This is a genomic window from Allobranchiibius sp. GilTou38 (assembly GCF_017565325.1).
GTDB classification, from domain to species: Bacteria; Actinomycetota; Actinomycetes; order Actinomycetales; family Dermatophilaceae; genus Allobranchiibius; species Allobranchiibius huperziae.
Genome location: NZ_JAGEKN010000006.1, coordinates 608493 through 628939, shown reverse-complemented (window position 1 = coordinate 628939; position 20447 = coordinate 608493). Strand labels below are relative to the sequence as shown.

The following is a 20447-nucleotide window of genomic DNA, read 5'->3' as shown; positions in this document are numbered from 1 at the left end:
CTCAGGATGCTTGCGGAGCCAGCCCCGATGGCGCAGGCGACCACACCTGCAATGTCGAGAGCGTGGCGACCGAATGCCGCGCCACAACCGATCAAAACGGACCCCAGAAGTATCACTACGACTCCGGTCCAAGCCGCGATGCTGTTCCCGTGGCTATCTGGCTTCATCTCATTCATGAAACCCCTTCGACAGAGATGGGTGCCGCTGGGGGTCAGCAGCAGGTGTCAACCATTCGCGGCCGTCTCGTCACGACGTCCTGGAGGAGCAGCTCACGGGTGCGGTGGCGCCCGGCGCGACCATAGCCAGTCTCCGTGGTGTTGTGGGTCGTTTTCCTAGTGCGGGCCGGGCGGCGCATCTTGCGCCCAATGCGGCGATGACCCCGCCGATGTCCGTCGCCGGGGTTGCGCATGAGGGAAGCTGGTCCGCCGAAGCGGTCCGGAAACTGAAGACCGGTTCATCACGCAACTGCCGCCGCCGCCAGATCGGGGCTGCCTGAACACGTGACCACGGGCCCTGATGAATCGGCAACGGTGGTCGCACCGCCTCTTGCTGACACGCGATAGCGCGCGAGATCTGGTTCGCCCATGCACGCCGTGACTCGTACCCACGCCAGCTGGGAAGTGGGAGCGCTGCGTTGCACGTGGGTCACCGCAGACAGCGTTCTAGACCGGTGAGGGTGCCGGTCTCGGAAGGTGCTTAAGTTGCCGGATGAGCGATACCTCTCCGAATACGGATCTTCGGCGCCGGGCTGGATGGTTACCTGACCAAGACGCTCTGGAGGAGTGGTTGAAGGGTCACCAGCAGCGTGCTGAAGCCAAGGGCGACCAGGTAGTGCTGCACCCGGTCATCGTGGAGTTCAAAGAACTCATCGCTGGGGACCCGGTGGTGCGGATGTACCTGGATCGGATGATTACCGAGGTGCCCCGCAGCAGGTCCTACAGCCGGCAGCACCTGACCAGCGTCGATCAGATGCTGCTGCTGATCAACGAGGTGCTGACGGTGGCACCGGAATTCGGGGACCAGGCCGTGACCTTGCCACTGGCCGGGATCCTGGACTGGACGATGGGCACCACCGCCGGGTTCGCCGCCTACCGCAACCCCCAGCTCAACGCCATGCTGCAGAAGATCCTGAACGCGTGGTGTCAGTTCCTCAGCAGCAACGAGTCCCGCTACGTCCTGAACGACACCCCCACGGGGTGGAAGAGCGAGCAGGCCTGCAAGGCCGTGGGCATGGAGCAGTTCCAGCACGACCCGCAAGACCAGTATTGGGGATTCGCATCCTGGAACGACTACTTCACCCGCACCTTCAAGGACGGGGAACGTCCCGTCGCGGCCCCGGAGGACGACTCGATCATCGCCAATGCGTGCGAGTCCACTCCGTACAGCATCAAGACCGATGTGCAACGCAATGACCGCTTCTGGATCAAGAATCAGCCCTACTCGCTGTACGACATGCTCGCCGGCGATGAGGCCGTAGACCAGTTCGTCGGCGGGACCGTCTACCAGGCGTTCCTAAGCGCTGTGGACTACCACCGTTGGCACAGTCCCGTGGCCGGGACCATCGTGCGCGCCTCGGTCCAGCAAGGTACTTACTACTCCGAGGCCGACTCCGAAGGCGCCGACGCCGTGGACCCGCGCAACTCCCAGGGCTACCAGGCGCATGTCGCCGCCCGGGCCATTTTTCTCATCCAAGCCGACAACCCGGCCATCGGCCTGGTGGCGTTCATGCCCGTCGGAATGAACGAGGTCTCCTCCTGCGTGATCGGCGCGGGTATGACACCCGGTCAGCATGTGGGCAAGGGCGACGAGCTGGGGTATTTCCAGTTCGGTGGGTCTACCCACTGCTTAATCTTCGGCCCCGGAGTCATCAAGGACTTCAACCTTGCCGCAATCCCTCAGCTACATGACCCCAACGCTCCCACCGTGCGCGTCCGATCTCATCTAGCCACGACCCAGACCGGACGGAAGGCCGACGGCAGCAGCTGAGAGTGGGGCAGTCCGAGCAATGAGCCGGCCAGTAGTGGGTCAATCATCGACGGGTGCTAAGGGGGACCAGCGGTCTTAGGAGGGATGACTCCAGCTTGGCGAGTAGGTCGGCCGGATCTTGGTAGGTCTCTATCGCGCCCGCGTCATGCAGCTTTGCCTCGGCAATCCCGCCAGACAGCAGCGCGATGCAGGGCAATCCGGCCCGTTGCGCTGCCTCTACATCCCACACGGTGTCTCCGACGATGGCTGTGCGTGCTGAGTCCAACCGTGCTCCTTCAGTGCCGCGGTCAGCAGGTCCCGGTGCTGGTTTGGAAGCAACGACGTCATCGGAGGTGATTGCGCCCTTCAGTACGTCATGCGCGCCGATCCGGGGCAACATCCGGTCAAGATCAGACTTGGCCCCGCTCGTCGCAAGGACAACCGTGAGGCCCGCGTTGCGGCACCCGTCAAGTAGATTGCGGTGGCCACCCCTGGGTGGGCAAGAACGAATCCGAGCGCCAGGTAGATGAGTGACAGCCCAGCTTCGTCGGCCACTGTGGCCAGCGCTTCCTTCAGGAAGTACCACCAGGGCTGGGGCGGTGAGACCACATCATTTAACTCACCTACGAACGTTGCAGCGAGCCTGCACTAGGTCAACGACTGAGCTGGTCCTCGCTGTCGCGGCTCGTGTTCGTGGCCACGGTCCAACACTGACTCGACCCGGCGATCCACTTTGGGCGCACCCTGCGTTGACCGTGCGGGGTGGGTTGGTGCGGCTTCACCCCGGCGACGGCGGTGGCACCCGGAGCGGCTGTTGTGGGTGGGTCAGTGCTGGGACCAGTCGAGGGTAGCGACGTGGCCACCAATGATGGTGACGGTGTCGGTGGGGGTGCCGTCGAGGTCGTGGACGACATAGTCACCGGCATGCAGTGCGGCAAAGATTGCCGCGTACTGCACGCTTGGTCCGTCGCGGCGTTGCCGGACTGCGGTGTGTGTGCGGGGGGTTCCGGCGCCGACGCGGCTGACCTCGATCTCTGCGCCGACGAGCTCAGGGGTGGTGTGCAGGACCAGGGCGCCGACGTCCCCACCGATGTCGAGCACCACTGCGCCGGCGTCCGTCGGCCCGTAGGGCTGTTCGGCCATCTACCCGGCCCGCCATTTCGGTGCGCCGAGCGTGGCGGCGGTCATGCCGGGGTCTCGGGTGTGATGTCGTTGCCTGAGCGGTGTTGGTGTGCGACGGCGGCGGCGGCGGCCCCTGCCGCCGCTACGGCACCCCCGACGAGCAGCCCGGTGTCCCGGCCACCGCTGGTGCCGCCGGCACCCGTGCTGGGGCCACCGATTGGCACGGTCGGGCCGGCACTGGTACCCGGGTAGGGTGCCGGGTCGTTGTTGGCGGGGTTGTCGTGACCGTTGTGCGGGGTGCCCAGGTAGGGGAAGCCGGGCAGGTAGTGCTGGGTGTTCTTGGCATGGACGTCGGTGTTGGAGGAGGTCAGGCCTTGGGTGATTGCCCCGGCTGCCTTGTCGGGGGTGAAGGATTTGTCGACCAGGGCGTAGGTCACCCCGGCGATAGCGCGCAGCTCGATGGTGGTCACGTCGTCGAACACGCGGCGCCCGTTGGGGAACCCGGCCGGATCCATCCCGATCAGGCCGAGGTTGCTGGGCGATTTGGTGGTGGGCGGGATGGCCATGTTCAGTCGTAGCTGATCGGCCATCACCGTGCCGGTGTTGTTCTGGAAACCGGGGACGATCCCTGCCGGAATCCCAGTGAGCAAGATGGCTGCCAGGTCCGCCCGCGGCTTGCCGGAGGCATTCAACGCCGCGAGGCGGGGGAACTCACCGGGGTAGAGGCTGGGAAGCAGCTTCCCCAATTCGGGACTGGTGACATATTGAGCGAACTGCTTGTCATTACCGGGCTGCTGGGAATTGAAGAGGTCTTTCTTGGTGATCGGGATGAGTACCTCGTTGAACAACGGGTTCGCCTGCCGGGAGACCTGCACCCAGGGCCCTGTGTTGATGGTGGTGCCTGGGCGGTCCGTGTCGTACATGCGGGTTTGCTGCCTGCTGGCGGTGGCCCACACCCCGATTGTGGAACGGGGGTTGGTGGGATCGGTCGGCGCGCGGCCGCCCGCGCTCAGGTCGGTTTTGGGGACTTGCAGGGTGATGGAGTGCACGTTCTTGGCGTTCGTGCCGCTGATGCCTCCGGCGGCCGGCATCTGCGAGCCCACATGCAGATTCTGGAACGGCCGTAGATCACCGAGGTCGAAGATCGCTCCGAGATCGACGTAGAAGCCCTCGGCCCGCTGCCCTGCGAACAGGGTGCGACCGCCGTCGAGGTGGTGGATCGCCGCGTTGGCCAGCTTCACGTAGTCCGGGGTGGAGAAGGGCCCGATGTTGCAGGGCGGGCAGGGAAGTTTGTCTGCCAGGCGCAGGTTTTTTCCGGTGGTGACGTCCCGCCGGTTCACGGACACGTACTGCCGCCGGTTCCAGTTCTTGCTGGTCAACGACTCGATCGGCCCTATGTTGTACAGGAACGTGTTCGGAAGGGTGTAGTCGGTGTTGAATGTGAACTGGTAGACGATCTCGGCCAGGCCGTCACCGTTGTTGTCGATGTGGATCTCGTACAGCACGTCGTCACCGAACTCGTAGAAGTTCGGCCCACCGGCCGGGTCCTCGAACGGCACGAAGTTGGAGATCATCGTGACGGTGTCCGGATTGTCTGGGCTGACGAAGACATAAACGTCGGTGTTGTCCGCGGCCGCATCGTTGCTGATCGACGGGGCTTCCTTGTGAGACGACATGAACTACCTCTTTATCGGCAAAGTAAGTCCGGCGCGTTCGCGCCAAACCAGAAATGGGTGTCTGTGCCCGCCAGGTGCGGCAGGAGTGAAAACAGTCGAGCTGCCAGCTCAGGCCTTGGGTACCTCATGAGTCAGGCGCGCGGCGAGCCCCTTGTCGACAAATGTTGAAGACCGTTCACCGTGCATCACGGTGAACTCTCCACTGCCGGCGTCGCGCAGGAACACCACGATCGGTCCGTTCACCCCCTTCGCGGGGATGGGCGTCTCCAGGGCGGGGGTGCCCGCCTGCGCCGCCCCACCGAACAGCAATTCCGGGGCAGCGACCGCCGCTACCCCGACCGCCCCCAGGGAGGCATTCTTGAGGAAATTGCGACGATTACTACCAGCCATGATGAAACCTTTCGGATGCGGACGTGGGGAATCGTGAGCGGGGCACACCCGAGAGCCGGATCGAACGGGTCGAGATTCGACCCGAAAACGCTTGTGCCGCACTTGCCGTCGCTCTGCTAGACACGCTACGTCGCTGCGCGCCGTTTGGATACAACCGAGGTTGTCGCTCCGTAAATCTGGAGAAGACACGCTCTGCGGGTGGGGCGGACGCGGGGTTTTGCCTGGTCATCGACAGCCGCCCAGAGGTGCCCACGGCCCGCGTCGTCGGGGGAGCAGCTTGGGCGGACATGCCCTCGTACGTTGGGCGGTGTGCGGGCGGTCTCGCGGCACGACCGGTCGGTGCCGATCCAGGTGCGCCGCGACCCGCGCCGGCGAGCACATGCCTTCGGCCCGGTCCCAATTTCAACCCCGACCAGCGATCGTCGATATCGCCTGGTGCCAACCACGATTCAGGGGGCACCTCGAGGCGGTGTTCGGCCGGGTTGACGGTTCGAGCGGTCCAGACGGTCGCGAGGCGACTATCGAGCGAGTCGCAGTGGGCGGTCATGCAGCGCATCGCGCCGTTGCTCGGGGTCACTGCCGCAGAAATGCAGCGCACGTGGGTGCGTCAGGCGCAGACCGGTGCCGGCGCTCGGGACGGGACCACGACTGCGGAAAACGCAGGAAGTACGCCGGTTGCGGCGGGAGGACGCTGACTTCGTGAGGGCCGACGAGAGCTTTGAGCGGTGTCGGCTTTCCTCGTGGCCAAGCTCGACCGGCCACGGGCTGATCGTGGGCTCCGTCGTTACTCACGCCACGGGTGTGAGCCCGGTGGGGTGTCGAGTTGATCTGCAGGCACTTTCCGAGCTCGGGTGGCGGACCGCCTCGTCGACATACCATGGGGATGCTGCGCGTACCGGTGCGACAGGTGTGGAGCCCCGGATCGCGTTGCCGATGCACAAGATTCCAGTAACCGGCCGGGTTCGATCGTTGAGACGCGTTTGCGGACATGTCGGGGCGGTTCGCGAAGAGAGTCGAGTAGATGAAGCGTGTCGCTGGATGCCACCCGTTGTTCCATGAACCGGTACGACGACGGAACGGGCGGATGAGGCGCGTCGCTGGATGCCACCCGTTGTTCCATGAACCGGTACGACGACGGAACGGGCGGACGAGGCGCGTCGCTGGATGCCACCCGTTGTGGAGGGTCCAGGAACCTCCAGGACGACGTGCGCAGCGGCATGTCCCGTTGGTGTTGAGCGTGATGCTGGCCGTGATTGCCGTTGGGCTGATCGGTCGCTACCTGACGATGTCTCCGGCCCCGCCTGCCGCCGGCGACCTAGGCACCATTCCTGCAGCCATGGCGAGACCGGCCCAGCAGGCCGTGACGATCCCCGCTGCTCCTGCCACGAAGGCGGCGGGCAAGAAGCCGGCCAACTCCTCAGCCGCACCATCGGCCTTCCATCTGAGCGCTTCGGCACCGGTGTCGATACGCGTGCCCTCGGTCGGCATCCGGTCCCACCTGCTGACGGTGGGGCTGAACGCAAACCAGACGATCGAAGTTCCCACCACCGCAGCTGAGGCGGCGTGGTACCGCCTCGGACCGACACCCGGTGCGCTCGGCCCGGCTGTGATTCTCGGCCACGTCGACTCCACCTCCGGCCCCGGGGTGTTCTACAAACTGGGTGCTCTGCGCCCGGGCCAGAGAATCGAGGTCACCCGCGCCGATGGAAGCCTGGCGTACTTCCGCGTCGATGCAGTCGATAGTTACCTCAAAGATCAGTTTCCCTCCCAGGCCGTGTACGGCCCCATCGACTACGCCGGCCTGCGGTTGATCACCTGCGGGGGCCGGTTCAACACCACCACTCACCACTACGAATCCAACACCGTGGTGTTCGCCTCACTGACCCGGTCGTGATCTCGCAGGCCCCGCCCCACGAATAGTGTCTCCGGCATTCCATCTTCAGAGACTTCGCCGGTTGGTAACGATGACACGAAGCCTTCAGTGCTGTGTCGTCGGGCTTGCCCGGTGCCCTGGGCTTCAGGCTAGAAGTGACCAGGTCCTTGGGTAGCAACTGGGAACACGCCATAACTACCACTTGCATTTCTTCGTCGAGTTGAGGGGTTGGTGGCACCCGCGCTCTGACGCGCGACGCTCAGTCAGGACAGGTGGCCGCCCTCGCCAGTGATGTCCTGGGTTTGATGGCGCACCTTGAACTACGCGACGTCACTTTGGTTGGACACGACTGGGGCGCGCGTGCCGCACACGCGTGTGCGGCCCTGCGCCCATCGGCGTTGTCGGGGTTGGTCACGCTCTCGACTGCTTACGGTGCAGCTGGCCGCGCTGGTCGGCCAGCATCAGACCCGCAGCGTCTGCGTCCAGGACTTCCACGCTGGTGGTGGCCAGGGTGTGGAGGAAGTCAATGACATCTAGGTTGAGCTATGCCCTGGACTCCACTGCACGCGGCGCTCGGCGTCTCAGCTCCGATCTGACCTTCCAACTGGTCGCGGAAGCCTGCGCCCAGAAGGTTGCTGAGTCAATGCAGCTGGATTGGAAGAAGGAACTGCCACTCAAGGCTGTGGACCCAGTGGGCAAGCAAGCCCAGCAGCTGGAACTAGCCAAGGATCTCGCTGCGATGGCTACAGCGGGGGCGGTCTCATTGTGTACGGAGTCGATGAGGTCAGGGGCTCCGACGTGTCAACGGCGGCGAGCGTGGTGTCCGTTGGACCCATCAACGACACCATCACCAAGACCATCCGGCAGGTGGCCGGCAACCTCATCTACCCGGCAATCAGCGGTCTCGCACTGGTCGAACTCATCGACCCCAGCTCAGGCGATCGCGTGTTGCTTGCGATAGTTCATGACAGCTCCGGTGCAGAACCCACATCGAGGCGACCGCCCGTGGGTTGTCGCCGACAGAGGCCACGAACACGCGCGAGGTTGGATGCCTACACGTCCACGACCTCACAGGGCCCTCCGTCGCAGCCCCCCCGACACGTAGCACGCGGCTGATCCGATGGAGTCGTCGTCGTCAGTACTGCATGCGGAGCAATGCCAATGGGGTCACGATGGTCGACGCGGTCGACGAATGCGCCCGCTCGCGGCGAGAGCCACCCGTCGACATCTGGAAGGTCGCCTGCGTCGCGGTGACAGCACCGCTGGGTCTTCAGGCCTAGAGGATCAGTCGAAGTTGGAGCAGCGCTGCGAACCGCGCGTCGGGATCGTCCAGGTCCAGTTGTCCTACTTCGGAGAGCCGACGCAGCCGGTACCGGAAAGTGTTCGGGTGCACGAAGAGTGTGGAGGAAGCGGCTCCCACGTCACCGAACGCGTCGAGCCACGCGCGCAGGGTGTCGACCAGATTGGTGTCGTGCGCGTCGTCGTAGGCCATCAGCCGGGCCACGGGTCCGGTGAGAGCATCCCCGCGGGCAGCGATGGAATCGCGCAGTTCGAAGACCAGCGACGTGATGTAGACGTCGGACAGACGCGCGACGCGCTGTGGGCTGTCGGTCTCACGCACGACACGTAGGGCCCGGTCCGCTCCACTCCGTGCGTGGGCGAGGCCGTCGACATCCGCGGCGACGGGTCCGATCCCGATGATTGCGGGCAGACGATCGCCCGTGCGATCCACGAAGTCCTTTGCGACCCGCAGTGCCCATTGGTCGTCCTGGAGGTCGGCTACCGGCAGTAACGCGTACACCGTGCGTCCGAGGAGCGCTGTCGCACTGTGCGGATGGATCGCGGTCAGATGCATCCACAGGACATCGGACAGACGTTGACGATCGCTGGTCAAGAGCGCGGTGGAGCGTGCCGACTCCGGACCGTTGTCGGCTTCGATGGCTGACACGGCGAGCACGATGAGGTGCCGGTCCGCCAGCTCCAGCTGGTTCAGCGCCTCCCGGGCACCGGCACCACCCTCGAGAGCTGTACTCACCAGGTCGGCGCGCAACCTGCGTTCGACGTCCGCTCCCGCTCGCTCGCGCAGAAGGTGCAGGGCGACGAGCTTCGATGCTTCCTCCAAGGCGGCCGACCGGTCGGCGTCCAGTGGTCGGTCGAGCACGACCCAGATGGAACCCAGCAGCTCATCACCTGCCCGTACGGCGATCGCGGCCCGGGGCAGGCTGTCGGTGTGCGAATCATCCTCTGCAGAAACAGGATCGACCATTACCGGGCCTTGAGACCGGTAAAGCTCACCGAACACGCCGCGCTCGGAGAGGACCCGGGCGTACCGTTCGGGAACCTGCAGACCGAGCACCGTTTCGATCCGGCCCTGATCCGTCTGGTCCTGGCGACCGGAGAAGGCGATCACCCGATTGCTGCGATCCTCGATCGTCAGGGGCGCGTCGAGGAGCGCGGCGATCGCGTTGGCGAGGGCGAACAGATCGCCCGAGGGGAGCCCACCCAACGATTCCGGCCCGGTGGAGCCGATGTCGTCCTGCGCGAGGAGCGAACGCAGCATCGCCGCCAACTGGGCCCATGTGGCGCCGCGGGTGAGACCCAACAGGGCCACTCCTGCCTGGCGTGCACATGCGATGACCTCCGGCGGAATGGGAGTGCCCGATCGGAGGACGAGCCCCGCGACGTCCCGCCCGGCGAGATCACCGAGCAGCGCGAGAATGTCCGGCACGCTGCCCACCCCGACGCCCAGGACGAGGACGGTCGGAGGCAGGAAGGGCGGGTCGAGTGGGTCGTGGATCGCGATGCCGCACACCTCGGGCACCGCATCGGGGTCACCCTGGATCAACTCCAGCAGCGTCGACCCCAGATCGTCCAGGATCCGGCGCAGCCCGGCTCGTTGGAGCTTGATCGCCACTGGTGGTACCGCCTGGACGCTGGGTACGGACGAGGTCAGGGTAACGGCAGCCATCGGGGCGGATTCACAGCGGAACCCATTGCGACCACGTCGTGACCTCGTTCAAGTACTCCGGGCGTGGTGCAACGCCGATCCCGGCACCGGTCGGCACTGCGAGATGCCCGTCATCCAGGACGAAGGGCTCGGTGATGTCCTGGTGGTAGTAGCGATTCGACCCCGAGGTGTCGCCGGGCAGGGTGAAGCCGGGAAGCGCTGCCAACGCGACGTTCGCGGCTCGGCCGATCCCGGTCTCCAACATGCCACCGCACCAGACGGCGACCCCGTGCGCCAGGCACACGTCGTGGATACGGCGCGCCTCGAGGTATCCGCCGACCCGGCCGGGCTTGATGTTGACCACCGAACATGCACCGAAGGAGATCGCGGCGGCTGCTGATCGCGCCGAGGTGATCGACTCGTCGAGGCACATGGGTGTGGTCATCAACTGGGCCAACCGGGCATGGCCGAGAATGTCGTCCTCGTCCAGCGGCTGTTCGATGAGCAGCAGGTCGAACGGATCCAGCTTGGCCAGGTGGCGCGCGTCCGCCAGCGTGTACGCGGTGTTGGCATCGACCTGCAGCAGCAGCTGCTCGCCGAACCGCTCCCGTACCGCGCGGACCGGTTCGATGTCCCAGCCGGGTTCGATCTTCAGCTTGACCCTCAGGTAGCCCTCCTCGACGTACCCCTGAACCGCGTCCAGCAACTGCGGCACCGAATCCATGATCCCGACCGAGACACCGCAGGGCACCCGGTCGTGGACCGCACCGAGCTCGCGCGCCAGAGGTCGCCCCAGCGACGTCAGCTCAGCGTCCAGCACCGCCATCTCGAGCGCGGCCTTGGCCATCCGGTGTCCCTTGAACCCACCCAGGATCGTCTGCACCGCAGCGCCGTCGAGCTGATCGGCCGAAGCGAGAGCAGGGATCAGGAAGCGGGTGAGCACGTCGACCGCGCCGTCGACGTACTCCTCGCTGTACGCGGGGTCGACGAGTGTCACACACTCGCCCCATCCCTCGGCCGCGTCGGTCACGGCTCGTATGAGCAGGATGTCCCGCTGGGTCTGCGTTCCGAACGACGTCCGGAACGGCGACACCAGCGGCAGGCCGATCCGCCGTAGCTCGATCCCCGTCAGTTTCATCCGACACCCTCTTCTGCTCGCTCAGCCGCCGGTCGTGGCGGGTCCTGACGCACGACGTACCAGCCGCGACGGTCGAAACCCTCGATCCGCGCGCCGGCGGCCAGGAGGCCGCCCAGGGACGCCCGCAGCTCCGAACGCCATTGCGACGCCAGGTGCGGGTGGGTGACACGCAGTGATTCCACGTCCGGCGGGACGGCGACCAGGAGGATCGGGGTTCGGGTCGGGCCCGGAACGGGTGCACCGGATTCCGAGACCCCCAGGGCTGCATCAGCATGGTCGTACCGCTCGGCCCGCCCGGGGGCGGAGCGGTCGACGGCTGCCGGCGACGGCCTGGTCAGGTCCCAGTGCACCAGCAGCCGGTCACTGCTGTCAGGGCCGTTGATCCCGTCGTGCATCCCGCCGTAGAAGTCGGTCAGGTACTCCACCGGAACGGCGCCGAGCCGCCCGAGGTTGAACCACGCGTTGCGGGCGACCAGGGGATCGAAGGTCCAGCCGATCGTCGACGCACCGCGATGCAGTGCCCAGGCGCGTTGATGCAGTTTGATCGCGAGACCCACGTGGCGACGGCGTGCGGTGGCTGAGACCCCGGCGATGTGACTGTGCAGTGCACCATCGGCGGGCGCCGCGAAGAATCCCACGCACGCGCCGATCAGGGTCGGGCCGTCGAAGGCGCCCACCACGTAGTTCCCGGCCTTGGCGAACGCGCGCAGCAGCTGCGCGGTGAGGAGCGGGCCCTCATCTCGTTTCCAGATGCTGTCGTACAGGTCGACCACGGCCTCCAGGTCGACGACCATGCTGAGCTCCCGGATGACGATGCCCGCGTCCCGGGCAGCCTCCTCGGCCGCGCGCTCGGCCCCCGCTCGCACGTACGCGACATCGTCCTCGGTCCGCGCGAGCGTGGGGGAGGGGCCGTCCTTGGCGCGGGGCTCCAGGGCGCCGGTCATGACCGCTCCGCACCCGACCGAGGGTCCCTGCCAGATCCGGCGAGGGTGGGCGATTCCGACAACAGGTCAGCGATCAGCGCGGCGAGCAGCGCCGTACGGCCGGGGATCTCATCGATGATCACGTGCTCGTCGTCCGCGTGTGCGCCGCCGCCGCTGGCTCCGAGACCGTCCAGCGTCGGCACACCGACACCCGCGGTGAAATTGCCATCGGATGCTCCACCCACAGCAGCCTCATGCAGGGGTGGGAGTCCCAGAGCGGACGCCAGACCGACGGCGCGGTCGTACAAGAGGGACGACATCGCCCGCTCGAGCGGCGCACGGTTGGGCCCGCCCGTCACGATTAGTTGCGCATCGGGCAACGACGGTCGCAGACCGCGCATCGCTGCGTCGACCCGCTGCTGCTCGCGCACGTCCCTGACCCGTACGTCGACCGCGAACCGAGCCGTCGCAGGCACCGTGTTGCTGGTGGTGCCAGCAGAACCCGACGTGGGAGTGACCGTCGTGCCGCGCCCCGAATCTCCGAGGGCCGATACCGCCAGCACTTGACGGGCCAACTCGACCAACGCGTTCACCCCGGCCTGCGGCGCCAGGCCGGCGTGCGAGGCCCGGCCGATCGCATGCACGTCGTACAGGGACACGCCCTTGCGGGCGGTCTTGACCGCGCCGCCGTCGGCGGCGGCCTCCAGCACCAGGGCAGCGCCACATCCGGCGGCACTCCTCTCGATGAGGGCACGCGAACTGGGCGAGCCCAGTTCCTCGTCGCCGGTGACGAGCAGGGTGACCCCGTCGCGGTCCGGGAGCGCGGCGATTGCGTGCATGGCCATCGCCAGACCGACCTTCATGTCGACGCACCCGGGTCCGCGCAGGATCCCCTCCTGTATCTGGAACGGGTGGGTCTCGAGTGAACCGATCGGCCAGACGGTGTCGTGGTGTCCCAGCACCAGGACCCGACTCGGACCCCCGCCCCACGTCCACAACAGGTGGGTGCGGCCCTCGATCTCGATACGTTCCGGCTCTTCTCCCAGTCGGAGCCTACCGATGTCGGCAACCAGGTCCGCGCTGTCGGCGACCGCCTGCAGGTCCTCGGAAGGGGATTCGCACCGGATGAGTCGTTCGGAATCGGCCAGCACCTGCCGCAGCATCACGGTCATCGTGTCGACGAGGGAGGTCACGACGTCAGGTCTTCCGAGAGTGGGGTGGTCCCGGACGGTGTCAGCACGTCCGCCACCGCGAAGTGACACGCCGCTGCATGACGGTGCCGATGGTCCGGTTCCGTCGTACGACAGATCTCGCGGTCGGCGTCGACCAGCGGGCCGACCGGGCAGCGCGGGTGGTAGCGGCAGCCGGTGGGAGGAGTGTGCGGATCCCCGGGCTCCGCAGCGGCTATCGCGACCGGAACGATCCCGGCTGCGCCGGAGTTCAGCCCCACCTCGGTGCCCGGGATCGCTGCGAGCAGGTCCCGGGTGTACGGGTGCTGCGGATCCGACAGGACCTGGGTCGCCGGTCCGTACTCGACGATCTGACCGAGGTACATCACGGCGATGGTGCTCGCGACGTAACGCACCACAGCGAGGTTGTGGGAGATGAAGAGCATCGACATACCGAGCTCCCGCTGCAGGTCACGCACCAGGTTCAGCACCGTGCCCTGGATGGAGACGTCCAAGGCGGACGTGATCTCGTCTGCGATCACCACCTCGGGGCGTGCTGCCAGGGCACGGGCCAGAGCGACGCGCTGGCGCTGTCCACCTGACAGGTGTGTCGGGTAGGCGTCCGAGCGCGAGGAGTCCAGTTCCACCAGCTCCAGAAGCCGCGCGACCTCCTGGTGTCGCTTCGTCGATCCGGTGCCCTTGGGGATCGCCTCGGCAATGCTGTCGCCGATGGTCATCCGCGGATCCAGGGACGAGTAGGGATTCTGGAAGACCATCTGCACAGGGCGGCGGCGGCCCGTGCGCTGTGCGAGCGGCTGTCCGTCCAGCAGGATCCGGCCGTTGGAGACGGGTGTCAGCCCGACGGCAGCCCGGGCCAAGGTCGACTTGCCCGACCCAGATTCCCCGACCAGCCCGACGATCGAACCGTCCGGAACGACCAGGTTGATGCGGTCGGCGGCGGTCATCCCACGCCGCCTGGACCCGTAGCGGATCGTGACGTCCTCGAAACGGAGCTCGCTCATGACACCTCACCGGCCGCGACGGCCTCCCGGTCCGTGACGATCTGCTGCCAGTGATGTGGCATCGGTTCACCCGCGTGCCAGCACGCGACACGACCTCCGTCGACATCGGTGACCAGCTCTGGGTCGTCGGTCGCACACCGCTCGCTGGCCAGCGGGCAACGAGCCGCGTAGGCGCACCCGGTGGGGTGCTGTGCCGGGTCGATCGGTCGCCCGGGGATCACTGACAACGGCTGGTCGAGATCGACATCCATGTCCGGTACCGCGGCGACCAGCGCCCGGGTGTATGGGTGGCGCGCACTGCTGGACAGATCACTGGCGCGCAGGTCCTCCACGATCCGCCCCGCGTACATCACCAGCACCCGGTCGCAGACCTGCCGGACCACGGCGACGTCGTGACTGATCAGCACCAGGGCGACCCCGTTCTCGTCGCGGATCTGCGCCATCAGCTGCAGCACCTGACGCTGCACGGTGACGTCGAGGGCGGTCGTCGGTTCGTCCGCGATGATCAGCGCGGGATCGTTCATCAGACCCATCCCGATCATGGCCCGCTGTCGCATCCCACCGGAGAACTCGTGCGGGTACTGGCGCGCCCGCCGCTCGGCTCCGGGCACGCGTACAGCGCGCAGCCTTTCGACCGCCCGCGTCATCGACTCGGCCCGGGTCATCCTCTGGTGCTGGGCGGCGACCTCCGCGAGCTGCCGGCCGATCCGCCAGGTCGGGTTGAAGGAGGTCATCGGGTCCTGGAAGACCATTGCGAACGACCGGCCCAGCAGGTGACGATGATCGCGTCCGCTCCCGGACAGCAGGTCGGTGCCGAGGAAGCTCAGTCGATCTGCTGTGACCTGCCCCGGCTCCTCGATCAACTGGGCGATCGCCATCGCCGTGAGCGACTTGCCCGACCCGGACTCCCCGACGATGCCGACGGTCTCCGCACGGTGCACGGTGAAGCTCACCGACCGCACCGGGACCAGCGGTCCGGTGGCTCCGGGCAGGGTCACCGTCAGGTTCTCGACCTGCAGGACGACATCGCCAGGAGTGGGGTCGGCCTCGACCGCCGCCGGCGTGGGACGCCTGCGGCTTTCCGCGATCGGCCGGAGCGGGACTCGGCCGACCGTGGCGGTCAGGCCGATGCCCTTGGCCACGGCCTCTCCGAAGAGGTTGAACGCGAGCCCGACGATCACGACAGCGACACCGGGAGCCAGCGCTCCCGCGGGGTGGATGTAGATGCCGGTCAGACCGTTCTGCAGGAGCGCGCCCCAGTCGTAGCTGGGGGGCTGGACGCCGAGGCCGAGGAAGGACAGGCCGGCGAACGCGAGGAGCGCGCCACCTGCGCCGATGGTGGCGTTGACGATCAGGGGCTCGCCGATGTTCGGCAGGATGTGGCGCACCAACAGACGCAGGCGCCCGATGCCGGCGATACGGGCCGCGGCGACGTAGTCCCGTTCAGCGATGCCGGCGGCCAGCGTCTGCGTCAGGCGGGCGAAGGCCGGGGCGCCCGCGACACCGATCGCGAGCACGGCGCCCTTGATGCCGATCCCGAAGATGACCGCGAAGAACAGGGCGAGGAGCAACCCCGGGAAGGCCACCGCGATGTTGATGCCCGCCGTGATCAGCTGGCCGATGACACGCCCCGTCAGGAGCGGGAGGGTCCCCAGGATCAGGCCGAGGACGACAGCGATGAGGGTTGCCAGCAGGGACAGACCCACCGAGAGCCGCGTCGCGACGAGGACGCGGTAGAAGATGTCCCGGCCGAGGTTGTCGGTGCCGACCCAGTGCTTTCCGGAGGGCCCTGACAGGATGTTGTCGGTGTCCACGGCGTTAGCTGAGTGGTCCCAGATCAGCGGCGAGACCACCGCGAGCACCAGCACGACTGCCAGCAGAAGCCCGGCGCTGAGACCCACCGGAGTTCGCAACACCGCGAGCCAACGGTCGGCGCTGCGTGGCCGTCTCGTGGCGGGGGAGGTGGCGACGGTGTCATGGTCGACGTCCCGGATGATCGACATCGTTCAGCTTTCCTTGATGACGGAGCGCGGATCGAGGAGTGCGAGGGAGACGTCGACGACCAGGTTGATGATCAGCACACCCGCGCCGTAGACCAGGACGATGCCCTGCACGACCGGATAGTCCTTGGCGAGGATGGACTGCACGATGGTGGAGCCGAGCCCGGGCCAGGCGAAGACCGTCTCCACCAGCACCGTGCCGGCGACCAGTGCGCTCAGGAGCAACCCGCCCAGGGTGATCGCAGCGGTCAGAGCGTTGGGCAGCGCGTGGCCGAGGTAGATCTTCAGCGCCGGCAACCGCTTGGCCCGTGCCGTCCTCACGAAGTCGGCGTCCAGCACCGACACCATCTCGACGCGCATGATCCGGGCAAGCGCGGCCGCCGGCCCGATCGAGAGGGACAGGACGGGTAGCACGTAGGACGTCGGGCCGGAGCGTCCCGCCACCGGAAAGATGCCTGCGCTGACCGCGAAGACGTACACCAGGCCGACACCGAGCAGGAAGTCGGGCAACGACCCGAACACCACGCTCGTGCTGGAGAAGACCAGTTCCGTACGGCGTGCCCGTCCACCCCGGGTCACCACACCCATCAGCACGCCTAGGGGGATGGAGACGACCAGGACCACCAGGAACGACAGCACGGCGAGAAGCAGTGTCGGCGGCAATCGCTGACCGATGATCTGAGAGACCGGCAGCTGGGACGTGATCGAGGTTCCGAGATCTCCCGTGAAGACGCCCTTGAGGTAGTGCGCGTACTGGTTGAGCAGGGGGTCGTCCAGACCGAGGGCGTGACGGCGGGCCCGGATCAACGATTGCGAGGCCGTCGGGCCGAGGGAGGCGCGCACCGGATCCCCGGGGATGAGGTGGATCATCAGGAACGAGGCTGTGATGAGCACCCACACCGACACGACGAGTTGAGCGAACCGGCGTACTCCGAACCGGACCCACGTGTTGTCACGCGCCTGGTCGAACGCGGTGACGAGCCTGTTCGACGTCGTCGTCACGGTCGTCATCTCCGGCTCCTTCCCCAGGGTGGTCTCATTGCTCCGCGGTCATCGGGCTGCTGGGCGTCCGTCGGCGATCAGCCGGCCGTCATGCGAATGGTGGTGGGGTCGATGGCGCTGAAGCCGGACGTGAACTGCGCGCCCTTGCCGAACGTCTTGACCACTTGATTGGCGAACGGGATGACGTCGGCGTTGCTGACCAGATCGGACTCGGCAGCCAGCCAGGTCGAGCATCCCGCCTTGCCCTCCAACTTGGTCGCCTGGGCCACCTTCGCGTCGTAGGCCGGGTTGCTGATCTGACCGAAGTTGTTGCCCGCGGTAGGAGCCGGCCCGGACATGAAGGGCACGATCTGGTCAGGACTGCTGACGTTCAGGGGCAGCCAGGCGATGTCGAAGTTGCCGCTGCCGCCCAACACGGTCTGGCTGATCTGGGTGTCACTCTGGGCCTTCATGCTGACGTCGGCCCCGAGCTGCTTCCAGGTCGATGCGGCCAGCTCGGCCGCGGCCGAGGCGCCTGCACCGCCGGCGGTGTCGTAGATGAATGAAAGGGACAGCCGCTTTCCGTTCTTCGTCCGCGTACCGCCTGCTCCGTCAGCCCAACCCGCTGCCTGCAGAGTGGCTTTCGCCTGCGCCATGCCGTGCGGTGGCAACGCCGACTGGATCGAGTTGCCCGGGCAGGCCACCGGCGCGGCGACCGCGAACGTCGTCGCCGCGGTCCCCTCACCTGAGCTGATGACCTTCATCAACTGGGGGAGATCGACGGCTTGGGTGAGTGCCCTGCGCACCGCCGGGTCCGAGCCCGGGCGGCCTTTCGCGTGGTTGAACCACATCTCGGCGAGAAGGGCCTGCGTGGGGGAGGAGAAGAGTCGCGACCCCGCGAGGCGTTTGGCGTCCGGTCCGGTCACCGTCGCAGCGTTCAGGCCCCCGGACAGCACCAGGTTCGCGGCGGTCGTCAGACTGGCGACGAACTTGATGGTCACCTTGTCGGGCAGGCCGGGCGTACTGCTGGTGACGCCGGCGGGACCCCAGGTGTACCCACTGCGTTTGGTGAAGGCGAGATGGTCGCTGGAGACGTCCTGCGTCAGCTGGAACAGACCCGTGCCGTCGGTCTTGGTCGCCAGGGTGGACCGGTTCGCGAGCCCGGCCTTGCACACCATGGGGATGCTTGCCAGTCCGTTCAGGACGAATGGTGACGGCGCCGCAAGCTTCAGCGTGACCGTCGAGCCCGAGGCCGTGGCGGTGGCCCCGGGAGGGGCGAACGCACCCGTCAGCGGGCTCTTGTTCTTGACGTTGGTGACGAAGTTCAGGTTCGCCGCTGCATCGGCCGCGGTGAAGGGCGAACCATCGGCACAGGTGAGACCGGGGCGCATGGTGAAGGAGACCGTCGTTCCGGACGCCTTCCACGCGGAGGCCAGCTCGGGGCTGAGGGTGCCGGTGTTGCCGATGTGGATCAACGTGTCGTAGGCGAAGTTGGCCACCTGCAGCGTTCCGCTGTTCGCGGTCATCTGCGGGTCCAGGTTGCCCGGGTCGGTGGGCAGCGCCATGGTGAAGGTCCCGCCGCTGACGACCTTGGCCTTCTTGGCGGAGCCCGACGCCGTGCCTCCTCCACCTCCCCCGCAGGCAGCCAGCGCGGTCGCGGCGACGCAGACGCCAGCAATGGTCCCGGCAAGCTTCATGGTGTGTCCTCTCGGTGGGTGGCCTCGAACAAATACTGCGGGGAGCACCGACGGCCACGCTTGTCGAAGCGGACGATGCCAAGGGTGCGTGTGTGTCCGGACGGACAAGACGCGGGCGACAGCGCGGACGTCAGTGACCGTGCGCGCGTGGTACGACCCGGCCGATGTGCACGTAGTCGGCCGGGGCGTCGCCGCTGCCGATGAACGCATGCGGCATGTGCAGCCCCTGCTGACCGTCCTTGTCGATGAGCATGTCGTCCTCGTAGGCGACCAGCTCCACCCGCGTCGGTGACTCGCCCATGTCCGCGAACTCGCCCTTGGGCCGGATCTCCCGCCAGATACGACCGTCGTCGTCCTGTTCGATGACCAGGTCCGCGACCCGGCTGGCGTAGATACCGGTGTAGCGCGAGGCGTCGATGCGTGGCGGATCGTGCGGAGGGGCCGGCAGCGGCGGAAGTCGCGTACCGCTCAGCTCCGCCAACAGGTGCCCGACGACCTCGAGGTAGAGGGGGTAGGCCTCACCACCGTTGGTCAACAGCACCACGGCCACGTCGTCGGCGGGCACCATCCGCAGGAACGAGGCCTGGCCGATCGTGGTGCCGTCGTGTCCGATGACCGGACCTGCGGGGGTGTCGTAGATCTCCCAGCCCAGCCCCCACGCGTCACCCATCACGCGCAGTCGGGGCAACTCGACCTGTCGCTGCTGCATCTGCGCGACCGTGTCCTGGCGCAGAACCTGGGCGCCGTTCGCCGCGCGGCCGGAGTTCAGGTGGACCCGGGCGAAGGCGATGAGGTCGCCCGCGCGCATCGACAGGATCGAGCCGGCGGGCGCGTTGGAGCGTGCCATGTTCCAGATGGGCGCCGGCTGCTGCTCGGCGTCCGGCTCCGGACGCACGTGACCGACCGCCGCGCGGAAGAGGATCGCCTCGGCCGCGCTGGTGGCGGAGTGGGTCAGGCCGAGCGGGGCGAACAGGTGCGAGCGGAGGCACTCGTCGTACGTCGTGCCGTGCACCACCTCCAGCAGGCGCCCCAGCACGCAGTATCCGGCGTTGTTGTAGGAGAAGCGCTCACCCGGAGGGAAGAGCTGCTCGACATCGCCCAGGGTCGCGACGTACTTCTCCAGTGCGTCGTCGCCGGGGCCGGTGTCGGTGAAGATGTCGCCCTCGAAGCCGGCCGTGTGGCTGAGCAGCTGTCGCACCGTCATGGCCGACGTCGCCGCTGCGTCCGCAACGCTGAAATCGGGCAGGTATCGGCGGACCGGGGATTCCAGATCGACCCGGCCCTGCTCGACCAGTTGCATGACCATCGTCGCGGTCCACATCTTGGTGATGGATCCGATCTGGAAGACCGAATCGGTGGTGGCCGTGACTCCGGTCGAGAGACTCAGCACCCCGGCGGCCGCCTCGACGGTCTCCTCGCCCGCGCTCACCGCGACGGCGGCCGCGGGCACGTCGTACGTCTCGATGAGTTCCGGCAGCCGCGTGTCGAGCCACGCCTTGACCTCGTCCAGTTTCGTCATACGGCGAAGCTACGAAAGCTCGGGG

General features: G+C 67.0%; 14 protein-coding genes. 2 read left to right on the top strand and 12 right to left on the bottom strand.

The window, feature by feature from the left end; genetic code table 11:
- Nucleotides 1–786 precede the first annotated feature (786 nt).
- Complete coding sequence (locus JOB34_RS08080) at nucleotides 787–1986, top strand: phosphatidylserine decarboxylase family protein (RefSeq protein WP_208052197.1); 1200 nt, start codon at nucleotides 787–789, stop codon at nucleotides 1984–1986.
- 804 nt (nucleotides 1987–2790) lie between these two features.
- Here JOB34_RS08080 and JOB34_RS08070 read toward each other — a convergent pair.
- The 3 genes from JOB34_RS08070 to JOB34_RS08060 form a co-directional block, all read right to left on the bottom strand.
- Nucleotides 2791–3108 carry a hypothetical protein gene (locus JOB34_RS08070; protein ID WP_208052195.1) on the bottom strand — a complete coding sequence of 106 codons (318 nt, stop codon included), beginning with the start codon at nucleotides 3106–3108 and terminating at the stop codon, nucleotides 2791–2793.
- 41 nt (nucleotides 3109–3149) lie between these two features.
- A complete protein-coding gene (locus tag JOB34_RS08065; RefSeq protein ID WP_208052194.1) occupies nucleotides 3150–4763 on the bottom strand; it encodes a DUF4331 domain-containing protein in 1614 nt (537 codons plus the stop codon).
- A gap of 108 nt (nucleotides 4764–4871) precedes the next feature.
- Nucleotides 4872–5153 (bottom strand): twin-arginine translocation signal domain-containing protein, encoded by a 282-nt coding sequence (locus JOB34_RS08060; protein ID WP_208052193.1) that lies wholly within the window; start codon nucleotides 5151–5153, stop codon nucleotides 4872–4874.
- A 1240-nt stretch (nucleotides 5154–6393) separates the two neighbouring features.
- Here JOB34_RS08060 and JOB34_RS08055 point away from each other — a divergent pair.
- Nucleotides 6394–7047: a class F sortase gene (locus JOB34_RS08055; RefSeq protein WP_243757862.1), complete on the top strand. Its 654-nt coding sequence runs from the start codon at nucleotides 6394–6396 to the stop codon at nucleotides 7045–7047.
- 1255 nt (nucleotides 7048–8302) lie between these two features.
- Here the strand turns inward: JOB34_RS08055 and JOB34_RS18090 are convergent.
- The 9 genes from JOB34_RS18090 to JOB34_RS08005 form a co-directional block, all read right to left on the bottom strand.
- Complete coding sequence (locus JOB34_RS18090; RefSeq protein WP_208052190.1) at nucleotides 8303–9940, bottom strand: PucR family transcriptional regulator; 1638 nt, start codon at nucleotides 9938–9940, stop codon at nucleotides 8303–8305.
- A 64-nt stretch (nucleotides 9941–10004) separates the two neighbouring features.
- Nucleotides 10005–11111 (bottom strand): o-succinylbenzoate synthase, encoded by a 1107-nt coding sequence (gene menC / locus JOB34_RS08040; RefSeq protein ID WP_208052189.1) that lies wholly within the window; start codon nucleotides 11109–11111, stop codon nucleotides 10005–10007.
- A complete protein-coding gene (locus JOB34_RS08035; protein WP_243757712.1) occupies nucleotides 11108–12055 on the bottom strand; it encodes a hypothetical protein in 948 nt (315 codons plus the stop codon). The genes menC and JOB34_RS08035 overlap by 4 nt, the downstream gene beginning before the upstream one ends.
- A complete protein-coding gene (locus JOB34_RS08030; RefSeq protein WP_347813775.1) occupies nucleotides 12052–13227 on the bottom strand; it encodes a M20 family metallopeptidase in 1176 nt (391 codons plus the stop codon). Before JOB34_RS08030 ends, JOB34_RS08035 begins: the two co-directional genes overlap by 4 nt.
- The gene (locus tag JOB34_RS08025; protein WP_208052188.1) at nucleotides 13224–14225 is read right to left on the bottom strand and encodes an ABC transporter ATP-binding protein; all 1002 of its coding nucleotides are present in this window, start codon (nucleotides 14223–14225) and stop codon (nucleotides 13224–13226) included. Before JOB34_RS08025 ends, JOB34_RS08030 begins: the two co-directional genes overlap by 4 nt.
- Nucleotides 14222–16228: a dipeptide/oligopeptide/nickel ABC transporter permease/ATP-binding protein gene (locus JOB34_RS08020; RefSeq protein ID WP_208052187.1), complete on the bottom strand. Its 2007-nt coding sequence runs from the start codon at nucleotides 16226–16228 to the stop codon at nucleotides 14222–14224. The genes JOB34_RS08025 and JOB34_RS08020 overlap by 4 nt, the downstream gene beginning before the upstream one ends.
- Before the next feature lie 3 nt (nucleotides 16229–16231).
- Nucleotides 16232–17236 (bottom strand): ABC transporter permease, encoded by a 1005-nt coding sequence (locus JOB34_RS08015; protein ID WP_208052186.1) that lies wholly within the window; start codon nucleotides 17234–17236, stop codon nucleotides 16232–16234.
- Between the two features lie 68 nt (nucleotides 17237–17304).
- On the bottom strand, nucleotides 17305–18903 hold the full coding sequence (locus tag JOB34_RS08010) for an ABC transporter substrate-binding protein (RefSeq protein WP_208052185.1): 1599 nt from the start codon (nucleotides 18901–18903) through the stop codon (nucleotides 17305–17307).
- 130 nt (nucleotides 18904–19033) lie between these two features.
- Nucleotides 19034–20422: a serine hydrolase domain-containing protein gene (locus JOB34_RS08005; RefSeq protein ID WP_208052184.1), complete on the bottom strand. Its 1389-nt coding sequence runs from the start codon at nucleotides 20420–20422 to the stop codon at nucleotides 19034–19036.
- Nucleotides 20423–20447: the final 25 nt, after the last annotated feature.

Bases quoted from the DNA above. Each gene is read 5' to 3' on its own strand.
- JOB34_RS08025 (WP_208052188.1), bottom strand. From the start codon at position 14,225: ATGAGCGAGCTCCGTTTCGAGGACGTCACGATCCGCTACGGGTCCAGG.
- JOB34_RS08070 (WP_208052195.1), bottom strand. From the start codon at position 3,108: ATGGCCGAACAGCCCTACGGGCCGACGGACGCCGGCGCAGTGGTGCTC.
- JOB34_RS08015 (WP_208052186.1), bottom strand. From the start codon at position 17,236: ATGACGACCGTGACGACGACGTCGAACAGGCTCGTCACCGCGTTCGAC.
- JOB34_RS08060 (WP_208052193.1), bottom strand. From the start codon at position 5,153: ATGGCTGGTAGTAATCGTCGCAATTTCCTCAAGAATGCCTCCCTGGGG.
- JOB34_RS08005 (WP_208052184.1), bottom strand. From the start codon at position 20,422: ATGACGAAACTGGACGAGGTCAAGGCGTGGCTCGACACGCGGCTGCCG.
- menC (WP_208052189.1), bottom strand. From the start codon at position 11,111: ATGAAACTGACGGGGATCGAGCTACGGCGGATCGGCCTGCCGCTGGTG.
- JOB34_RS08065 (WP_208052194.1), bottom strand. From the start codon at position 4,763: ATGTCGTCTCACAAGGAAGCCCCGTCGATCAGCAACGATGCGGCCGCG.
- JOB34_RS08035 (WP_243757712.1), bottom strand. From the start codon at position 12,055: ATGACCGGCGCCCTGGAGCCCCGCGCCAAGGACGGCCCCTCCCCCACG.
- JOB34_RS08020 (WP_208052187.1), bottom strand. From the start codon at position 16,228: ATGTCGATCATCCGGGACGTCGACCATGACACCGTCGCCACCTCCCCC.
- JOB34_RS08055 (WP_243757862.1), top strand. From the start codon at position 6,394: ATGCTGGCCGTGATTGCCGTTGGGCTGATCGGTCGCTACCTGACGATG.
- JOB34_RS08010 (WP_208052185.1), bottom strand. From the start codon at position 18,903: ATGAAGCTTGCCGGGACCATTGCTGGCGTCTGCGTCGCCGCGACCGCG.